A 9,037-nucleotide genomic window follows, 5' to 3' on the forward strand; every position below is an offset into this window, starting at 1 on the left:
AGATAAATATCTTTGATCTTAACATCCCAGAAAATTGTTGTTTTCTTTACAACGATAGTCACGGGATGTTAAGACTGAGGGTACTTTCATGCTAAATAAGAGTAAGATCATAGCCAATCGGCTTATTGATTTTTCACTCATTCCCCAAAGACCTCCAATTGACTTGAAAGTAGGGTGATACATAATCAAATATACAATTGTTAGCATAAATGCCACTACAATAGCTCGACTTATTACTGCCGAGATCGTCACCGAAAACCAGTGCCTTTCCTGAAATTGGCCTGAGAAGTCCAAGGATTATTCTCATGGTTGTGGTCTTTCCTGCTCCGTTGGGACCCAGATATCCGAATATCTCGCCTTCCCGGACCTGGAAATTTAGTCCATTGACTACGGTTTTTCCATTGAATGTTTTTGTTAGATCCTGTACTTCGATCATTTTATAACCTCTTGTTAAATTGAAATTTAGTTACACTCAAAAATGATTTGCTAAGATCTGGCAGCTAACCCGATTGGTTGATGTGGGTATTTATCATATCCACAAAAGCTACATCCAGGATTATTTTTAATTGCAGTTCGGTGGATTTAAAGATCTTATTAATATTACTAAATAATTGTATCTGTTGAAGTAATGGTTGAAGTGGTAAATTGTAGATCATGCCATGTGCTGTCTCTTCATGATAGTCGCGCCCGGCAGTAGTATGTAGCATTATTTCACATCCCGGGTACCTGCATTTCACTTTCATTTTCATCACTCCATTCATGTTAGATTTGACTTTATTTTTTATACATATCTATTCAATAACTAATTGATTTATAATTACTTATACCTTTCGATCAATCGTCATATTTTATCACCATTATTCACATCGAGACATTTAAGCTCCTTTTTTTCCTATCTTACCCCTTTTGATATTTCAACTTCTTCATACTTGAGCCGGCACCTGCAAGAATAAGAGATAAGGCACCTAATATCGAGGTCTGTCCCTGTGACAGGTATCCGGCTATAAAACCCAATGCACCGACAGCAAATATGCCGGTTCCAATTATTAACAACAACTGTGCCCGGTTAGCTCTATTCAGTAGCTTGAATCCGATTCCCATTATTCCACACTCCCATTCCAATGGTCAGGACGATGCAGAGATCATTCCTACAACCAGTATGACAAATAACCCTAAAAACAGGGTCAGTGTTGTGAACAATAATGTTTCCCTTTCGATTAACATAAGATCATTCCTTTATCTATTCATTCATCCACCTATTCCTCACAGATAATTCCTTATGGATTGTTTTAACAGGAACCTTTTTAAAATCTCATTGAAATCCGAAGGTTTTTCCATATTCGCAAAATGCCCGGCATTGGGCATTTCAACAAGTTCGAAGTATGGCTTATTCCCCATTATTTCCAGCACAGGACCCAGGTTCTTATTAATCTCCTTATCATTTCCGCCCCTGATCAACATCATCGGAATGTTGTGCCTGCAAATCGTATCCATATAGTCATAATCAGCGATGTTCATAGTGATCAGCTCAAGTGCGTTCTTTGATACCATTTCGTACATCCGTTTCAATCGGGCACGTACAGACTTATCCTTCGAAGCAGTTTTGCCGACAAGCCATGCAGTTCCTTTCGGACCTAAAAACCGCATCAATGTAAGTAAAGTCCAGAGAGTGAAACGTGAAGAATGGAGTCTGGCCGTAGTGCCGAAAGTCGTAAGTGATGACAGCAGACCCTCATCCATCTCCAGTAATTCATAGCCAACTAATCCACCCATTGAGTTACCCACAAAATGAACCTTGTTGATACCCAGATGTGCCAGTAGAGCCTGCACATCCCTGGCCATCTCCCTTACTGAATAATCAGCCGGGGTTGGATTTATTGGGGCTGATGAGTTTCCGTGACCGTGCAGGGATATCAGCAGTACCTGGTAATTCTTTTCAAAATATTGCTGCTGAATTTCGAACTGGTCAAGGTTGCTCCCCAGTCCATGCACGAAGAGTAGAGTCTCTTCACTTTCAGCACCTGAAAGCGAATATTCGATTTCAACATTGTCACCAAGTTTAGCCTTTTCGTTTTTCATGCGATCACTTTTCTTTGTTAGATATGGATTTGCAAATCCTGATGGGATCTGCATATCCTGATGTTTTCACTCACTCCTCAATGCATCCACTGTATTCATCCTGGCAGCCTTGTTTGCTGGATACACGCCTGCGATCAGTCCTACAATGACAGATACGCTAAATCCTACCACTATCAGTTCCAGAGGGAATACAATTGGCAGTTTCATAAAGCTCCCAGCACCGTAAGCACCAAGTACACCCAATCCGGTTCCAAGCAGTCCTCCGAACACACTTAAGATTATAGATTCCACAATGAACAACAACAGGACATTCCAATTGGTAAAACCCACTGACTTTAAAATACCTATCTCGCGGGTACGTTCGGTTACCGTAACCAGCATGATGTTCATGATACCGATCGAGCCTACGATCAATGCGATCAAGGCAACTGAAATAAACAGAGCTGATAAGTTATCAGATGTCTGGCCCATTCTCTCCAGTAGTTCTGCCTGGTTTGTCATACTATACGGTTTTGCATCATCATTATCCATATCACGTGAAGGGATACCAAAATGACGGGCCAGCCTTTTATCAACTTCTTCATCTGTTTCTTTTATAGTATCCCGGCTGGATGACATGGCAAAGAAAGCTCTATAATCATCCTCTCCCAGTATTTCATTTAATGTTGCCACCGGAATAATGATCGTATTATCTCCAAACCCGGATGAAATGAACGATTCCTCTTTCTCTTCAATTATCCCCTTGATAATGAACTCCCTGGTAATTTCAGTGCCATCATCTTTATGAAATGTGATATCAATAGAATTTTGGGTCAAAATGTTGCGGTCAAACTTATCATACGCTATTGTATGGGGGATGACAGCTACATACTTGTCCTTATCATTTAGGAAAGTTCCATCTTCCAGTTTAATATTTGAAAGTTCTTCAATATCTTCACTAGCTCCAAGCACATTAATACGTTTGGAAGTGGAATAATACGTGACTTTGACAGATTCTTCTCGTTTATATGGTGTAATGCCCACTATACCGGGAGTATTATCGATCAGTTTCATTTCATTGTCATGAAAAAGACCAGGTTCCTTGCCGCCTACTATGATAAAGTTTGAGCCCATACCAAAAGACATGTCTTCAAAATACTGGTTGAAACTGGCTCCCAGGGATACATTTGCGATCACTGCAGCCACACCGATTACAATCCCAAGGGTAGTGAGGATGGACCTCATCTTGGCACTTCGTATGCTTCCTGCTGCGATATGCAATGACTGTTTAAAATTTATCATTTGACTCATTCCTCCTTTTGTTAAATTCACTCACTCCTCAAAGCATCCACTGTGTTCATCCTGGCAGCTTTATTAGCAGGATACACACCAGCGATCAGGCCCACGATGACAGATACTACAAATCCTATCACGATCAGTTCAACTGGAAATGCGTGCGGTAGCGCCATTAAACTCTGTGCACCATATGCTCCCAGTACACCCAGCCCTATACCAAGCAGTCCGCCGATCACGCTCAACACAACCGATTCACCAATGAACAGAACCAGGACATTCAAATTTGTATAACCTAATGATTTCAGTATCCCGATCTCCCGGGTGCGTTCGGTTACCGTAACCAGCATGATGTTCATAATACCGATGGAACCAACCACAAGTGAGATCAGTGCCACAGAAGTGAGCAGTGCACCCAAAATTCCAGCCATTTGGTCAGTTTTCTCAAGTATCTCACCCTGGTTGTGGATTGAATAGGGTTTTGTATCATCATCATTCATATCCTTTGATGGTACTCCAAAATGACGCCCAAGTTTTTGATCCAGGTCATCGGAAGTCGCTTGTATTGTATCCATACTGGATGCCATTGCAAGGAAACTGCCATAATCATCTTCCCCCTGTATCTCATTTAAGGTCGAGATCGGGATGAATATGCGTTCATCAGGAGCAATGGGGCTTTGTACCATAGTGGTCTTAGGGCTCTCCAGTATTCCTTTTACTTTAAATCTTTTAGTTACTTCACTACCGTCATCCTTTCGAAATGTGATATCAATGGAATTCTGGGTGAAAATCTTGCGGTCAAATTTTTTATAAGCCACATCATTTCCTATAACGGCAACATATTTATCCTGGTCACTGAGGAAACTTCCTTCCTCGAATTTGAGATTGGCAACCGTTTCATAATCTTCTGATACTCCATCGACTGACAGGTGTCTGGATGTAGATAGATGGGTTACTTTCTGGAGCGATTGTTTAATAGGTGAAACAATGACAATACCCGGTGTATTTTCGACAAGTTCCAGTTCATTATCATGGAACAGATCCGGTTCCATATGGTTTATAATAATGAAATTCGAACCAACGGACCCGATCTCTTCATCGAAATATTGTTGGAAACTGGCTCCGAGGGATACATTGGCGATCACTGCAGCCACGCCAATGACAATCCCAAGGGTAGTGAGGATGGACCTCATCTTGGCACTTCTTATGCTTCCCGCAGCGATACGCAGGGACTGTACAATGTTTACCATCCGGTCCACCTCCTTATTGCTGGTGTTTCTTACGCTTGTACATCACCAGGCTTGATATTACAAAGATAACAACCAGAGCGCTGATACCTGCAAATCCGGGACCACCGTTCGGCTTGTCAGTAACAATTGACAGACTCAGGTCGTTAAGTGTTGTCTCATGCTGGTTGAAGCCGCTCCTGTACTGGGCTATCAATGCAAGTTCTTGCTGGTCTGACACATCATCTGATACTACCTGTGCATCAAATTCCACAGTAAACAGTTCATCATGGTCCATGGACCCTATGAAATATTCCACAGGTGAGAATTCGATTCCCTCTGCATGGGGCCTGATCGATACCGAGGTCAGCGTATTGGGATGGGTATTGACAATATCGAATTCAATAGTTGCCACACCATTATCAATAGTCAGGGGTTTGGTAGGGATCACCTTGATACCTGCCGAATCGACCTTGACGGGAACATTCCAGTAATAATTATATGTATGGGAACTTCCAACCACAATAAATTCCAGATGTTTAGTACCGTCCCGGGCAGAGTCATCTACCTCGATATTATATGTAAGGTCTACAGTATCTCCAGGTCCAAGGATACCGGTATCATGGTATGGATCGCTTTTTACCCGAATATCATCTGTACCTTCAAGTGTTGCAGACCTGACCCTGGCATTTGTATCATACTCTGTATCGCCAAGGCTGATGGAATGCTGGGTTGCGGTATTTTTTAATGTAAAAGTCACGGTCCCTGCATCACCCGGCATCAGTACTTCAGGTTCTGTTGTGATCTGTTCAAGCTGGATGGTCCCCTTGCTGTCAAATGTATCCGAACCTGAACCGACCCAGATATTAAGTGTCTCCTCATTCCAGGCCGTGCCTTCATTATCCTGGTAGCGTACCTTTATCGATCTGGTACCAGGTCTTGCATTTTCATCCACATATAAGTGGTATTCCAGTGATGCATGTCTATCTGTTGATAAGATTCCGATATTCCTTACAGCATCATCTCCCGCATCCAATGAGAATGGATATGATGGGATAAGTTCTACTGAAACATCCTCGGCCCTTGTGTTACCGATATTTTCAATCTTTATCCATACGTTTACATATTGCCCGATCTCTGCAGGATTCGGGTCACATTGTACGATATCTGCCCTAAGTGCAGCAGCACTTGCCGAAACCGGGATCATGGACATTGCAAATATCAATGCTACTAAAAACAAAGACCCCAGAAAATTCATATATTTCCTTATACTTTTCATAACTCTTCACCTCAATTATTTTCTATTACTCCATCTTTCACCAGCACAATCCTGTCTGCAAATTCTGCAATATCAGGATCGTGTGTGATCATAACAATTGTCCGGCCCTGTTCATGCAGGTCTGAGAACATTTTCATGATTTCACCAGTAGTTTTTGAATCCAGGTTTCCTGTCGGCTCATCTGCAAGTATCAACATCGGGTCATTTATTAGAGCCCGGGCAATGGCAACTCTCTGGCACTGCCCGCCTGAAAGTTCAGTGGTCTTATGGTCCATACGGTCTTCTAGTCCAACAAGTTCCAGCAGGTCTCTTACTTTTGTACTGACAACAGTACCGTTCTTTTTAGTAGCAAATGTTGGTAGTTCCACATTCTGGTAAGCAGTCAACCTGGGAATCAGGTTGAAGGTCTGGAATACGAACCCTATCTCACGTCCCCTGAGGTGTGCAAGCTCATTATCCGATATCTGATTTATGTCCTGGCCTTTTACAAAGATCTGTCCCGATGTGGGCCTGTCAAGGCATCCGATCATGTTCATCAATGTGCTTTTGCCTGAACCCGACGGACCCATAATGGCAAGGAATTCGCCAGACCTGACTGTGAGGTCAATGCCATTAAGGATCGGTATTTCCATACCTCCCCGCTGATAACTTTTCCTTACATCGATGATATCAATGACTGTGTCACCATCCGCAGATGATTCACTAACAATTTGTTCTTCCATATTATCCACCTTATCCATATAGTGTTTAATTATTCATAAACCGGTCTATTTTTAGACAAGTATAGTTTTTAATTTATGTTATTAGTATTTATGCCTTTCGATTAATCGATGGATTGGAAAAAATAGTACGTTTTTGTACAAGACAATCGTCGCGGATTTTGTTCTGATTGTTCTAATGTAGGTAGCTGGCCGATAGCGTTGATATAAGCAATTTTAGACTCCACAGGCCCAAAATGCATCCCGCCACCTATCACCCGGATGGAGCATAGTCTGCGGCTTTTTATCCACGAACTCCTTCACGACTTCAATATAATGCAGATTCCAGCTTACTCATGTGCGAGGACAAATTGCCGTGAGTGAGCCCTGTCTGGTGTATGAAAAATGGTGTAAAAAAATTTATTTATGCGAATTTTGACCAAATAAATACATTAATTTTGAGGCAAATACATGGGATTTCATAGATTTTGGCACCATTTTTTGGGGTGAACTCCACTATTATGTAAACATATGGTTATGCACATGTTTATCTTTTTTTTCGATTATCCTTGCCTTTAGAACAATCTCATCCCGCGCTTCAAAATCGACTATGATCCGGTCTTTGTAATTGATGTTGTGCACAATACCTTCATTAAACAACCATGATACAATTGACATTCCATATTCCGACATTGGCAATGAAACCGTGTCGCGTTTCCATTTAGGGAGTTGCCTGTATATCTCCATCTTAAGTTCATCAAACCCCAAACCATTTTTTGCAGAGACTGCAACAGGATTTGGAGTAAGGTACCCTACATTTTCGAGTCGCTCTTTCAGTTCATTTTCTGTAATTCTGTCAATTTTATTCAGCACAGTGATGATAGGCACTCCTTTTATTTGTTCCCAAAATGTGTCATGCGAAGTGACAAGTTTTTGCCGCATGATGTCAGGAGATTCACTGGCATCAACAACCAGCAGGATGACATCGGCAAGGAATATCTCGTTCAGTGTTGAACGAAACGCATCGATCATCCAGTGTGGCAGATCTTCAATAAAGCCGACCGTGTCAGTCAAAAGTACACGGCGCCCACGGATATTCAGCGCACGTGTTATTGGCAGGAGTGTTGTGAAAAGCATATCCTCAACGTGTACATCTTCATCTACAAGTGCATTGAAAAGCGTGCTTTTTCCGGAGCTGGTATAGCCTGCCAGTGATACAATTGAAAAACCATATTCATGCCGCTTGATCCGTAGTGATTCGTTGTCTTTTTGGACACTTGCAAGCTCTTTTTTTATTCGGTTTATCCTGTTCCTGATGTCCTGCTCATACGAATCCTCATAACTCCCAAGTCCCATAAACCCGGGACGCTCTTCTTTTTTAAGAAGTGACATGATCGCCTTTGCTTTTGGGAGTTCGTACTGTAATTTTGCAAGTTCGACCTGAAGTTTAGAACGTTTTGTGGTTGCCCGCTTGGCAAATATTTCAAGTATCAACTGGAACTTGTCAATTACTTCACACCTGCAGGTCTCGGATATGTTGTATATCTGTGTTGTACTCAACTGGTTGGAAAAGATTATCCCATCGGCCCCCAACTCTTCCATCATCAAGGCAAGTTCTTCAACCTTTCCACGCCCGATCTGGTATTTCCTGTCAGGTCTTCTTGTTTGTGTAACATCGCCAATCACTTTGTAGTTTGCAGATCTTGCCAGATCCTTCAATTCAATAAGTTTTCGTATGTTTCCGGACTCATCGTTTGTGGGTTCATTTCGCTGGACAAGTATCACACGTTTCATAGTTCATGAGTCCTTCAAACAGTCTACAATTGTAATTCTAATTCTAACTATGCTTTCAATTGTAACAAAATTCTATCAACTCTCAATTCCAAGTTCACTTAAAAGAAGATTTCGTGTGCAAAGTGATATATGGTGTGCCAGTTCGATCGAACTACGATCGCCCAGTGATTCCTGATACTTAAACTCGCGCGAGAACATGCTCGCAACCACTCTTTCTGGCTGGTTATACATTTCCCCGTGCTCGGTAATGATAGTACCCCCAAACTCGATCTCTTTTGCAGTATCTTCAATGACTTGTATGATATCCGTTAACTCAGGTGCTGAGTCCAGCCAGAATGGTTTGATCTTGACCTGGTTCACTCTCTCAATATGTTCGGCAGTGATTGATACGGATACAGCTGCGCATACCATGTAGTAGCGATCATTGATCTTATGGCGTCCTGATATGTCAACTGCAATTATGTTGTACATTTGTGTGGCTCACATTTTTGGGTTGGCTGGTTGAACTTCTGGTGCTCTTCCAATAATATTGTAACTTACTTTCCGCACATCTCAAAACCGCTTTAATCGTATTTAAGTTAGACTTATTTTCGAGACCGTCACATTACATGTTGGTATTATCAAACTAACCGCAGACGAACGCAGATAAACGCGGATACGCTACCTGAAAATCTGTGTTCATCTGTGTT

General features: G+C 41.9%; 10 protein-coding genes. All 10 read right to left on the reverse strand.

Going from position 1 to position 9,037, the window contains the following annotated elements; genetic code table 11:
* Positions 1-133 precede the first annotated feature (133 nt).
* The gene (locus tag HF974_10600; GenBank protein MBC2698756.1) at positions 134-436 is read right to left on the reverse strand and encodes an ATP-binding cassette domain-containing protein; all 303 of its coding nucleotides are present in this window, start codon (positions 434-436) and stop codon (positions 134-136) included.
* 64 nt (positions 437-500) lie between these two features.
* Positions 501-743 carry a hypothetical protein gene (locus HF974_10605; GenBank protein ID MBC2698757.1) on the reverse strand — a complete coding sequence of 81 codons (243 nt, stop codon included), beginning with the start codon at positions 741-743 and terminating at the stop codon, positions 501-503.
* A gap of 154 nt (positions 744-897) precedes the next feature.
* Positions 898-1,101: a hypothetical protein gene (locus HF974_10610; protein MBC2698758.1), complete on the reverse strand. Its 204-nt coding sequence runs from the start codon at positions 1,099-1,101 to the stop codon at positions 898-900.
* Between the two features lie 162 nt (positions 1,102-1,263).
* Entirely contained in the window at positions 1,264-2,079 is an 816-nt protein-coding gene (locus HF974_10615) for an alpha/beta hydrolase (protein MBC2698759.1), read from the reverse strand.
* A gap of 66 nt (positions 2,080-2,145) precedes the next feature.
* Entirely contained in the window at positions 2,146-3,360 is a 1,215-nt protein-coding gene (locus tag HF974_10620; GenBank protein MBC2698760.1) for an ABC transporter permease, read from the reverse strand.
* Between the two features lie 26 nt (positions 3,361-3,386).
* Positions 3,387-4,601, reverse strand: coding sequence for an ABC transporter permease (locus HF974_10625; GenBank protein MBC2698761.1), 1,215 nt, complete (start codon positions 4,599-4,601; stop codon positions 3,387-3,389).
* A gap of 13 nt (positions 4,602-4,614) precedes the next feature.
* Positions 4,615-5,856, reverse strand: coding sequence for a hypothetical protein (locus HF974_10630; protein ID MBC2698762.1), 1,242 nt, complete (start codon positions 5,854-5,856; stop codon positions 4,615-4,617).
* 11 nt (positions 5,857-5,867) lie between these two features.
* A complete protein-coding gene (locus HF974_10635) occupies positions 5,868-6,578 on the reverse strand; it encodes an ABC transporter ATP-binding protein (GenBank protein ID MBC2698763.1) in 711 nt (236 codons plus the stop codon).
* A gap of 495 nt (positions 6,579-7,073) precedes the next feature.
* Entirely contained in the window at positions 7,074-8,348 is a 1,275-nt protein-coding gene (hflX, locus tag HF974_10640; GenBank protein ID MBC2698764.1) for a GTPase HflX, read from the reverse strand.
* A gap of 75 nt (positions 8,349-8,423) precedes the next feature.
* On the reverse strand, positions 8,424-8,819 hold the full coding sequence (locus HF974_10645; protein ID MBC2698765.1) for a DUF2209 domain-containing protein: 396 nt from the start codon (positions 8,817-8,819) through the stop codon (positions 8,424-8,426).
* Positions 8,820-9,037 lie beyond the last annotated feature (218 nt).

It is taken from the genome of ANME-2 cluster archaeon (assembly GCA_014237145.1).
Taxonomy (GTDB): domain Archaea; phylum Halobacteriota; class Methanosarcinia; order Methanosarcinales; family Methanocomedenaceae; genus Methanocomedens_A.

What these genes read in the sequence shown, in the direction of transcription:
- HF974_10615 (MBC2698759.1), bottom strand. Translation starts at nt 2,079, where the DNA reads ATGAAAAACGAAAAGGCTAAACTTGGTGACAATGTTGAAATCGAATAT.
- HF974_10645 (MBC2698765.1), bottom strand. Translation starts at nt 8,819, where the DNA reads ATGTACAACATAATTGCAGTTGACATATCAGGACGCCATAAGATCAAT.
- hflX (MBC2698764.1), bottom strand. Translation starts at nt 8,348, where the DNA reads ATGAAACGTGTGATACTTGTCCAGCGAAATGAACCCACAAACGATGAG.
- HF974_10610 (MBC2698758.1), bottom strand. Translation starts at nt 1,101, where the DNA reads ATGGGAATCGGATTCAAGCTACTGAATAGAGCTAACCGGGCACAGTTG.
- HF974_10605 (MBC2698757.1), bottom strand. Translation starts at nt 743, where the DNA reads ATGAAAGTGAAATGCAGGTACCCGGGATGTGAAATAATGCTACATACT.
- HF974_10600 (MBC2698756.1), bottom strand. Translation starts at nt 436, where the DNA reads ATGATCGAAGTACAGGATCTAACAAAAACATTCAATGGAAAAACCGTA.
- HF974_10625 (MBC2698761.1), bottom strand. Translation starts at nt 4,601, where the DNA reads ATGGTAAACATTGTACAGTCCCTGCGTATCGCTGCGGGAAGCATAAGA.
- HF974_10620 (MBC2698760.1), bottom strand. Translation starts at nt 3,360, where the DNA reads ATGATAAATTTTAAACAGTCATTGCATATCGCAGCAGGAAGCATACGA.
- HF974_10630 (MBC2698762.1), bottom strand. Translation starts at nt 5,856, where the DNA reads ATGAAAAGTATAAGGAAATATATGAATTTTCTGGGGTCTTTGTTTTTA.
- HF974_10635 (MBC2698763.1), bottom strand. Translation starts at nt 6,578, where the DNA reads ATGGAAGAACAAATTGTTAGTGAATCATCTGCGGATGGTGACACAGTC.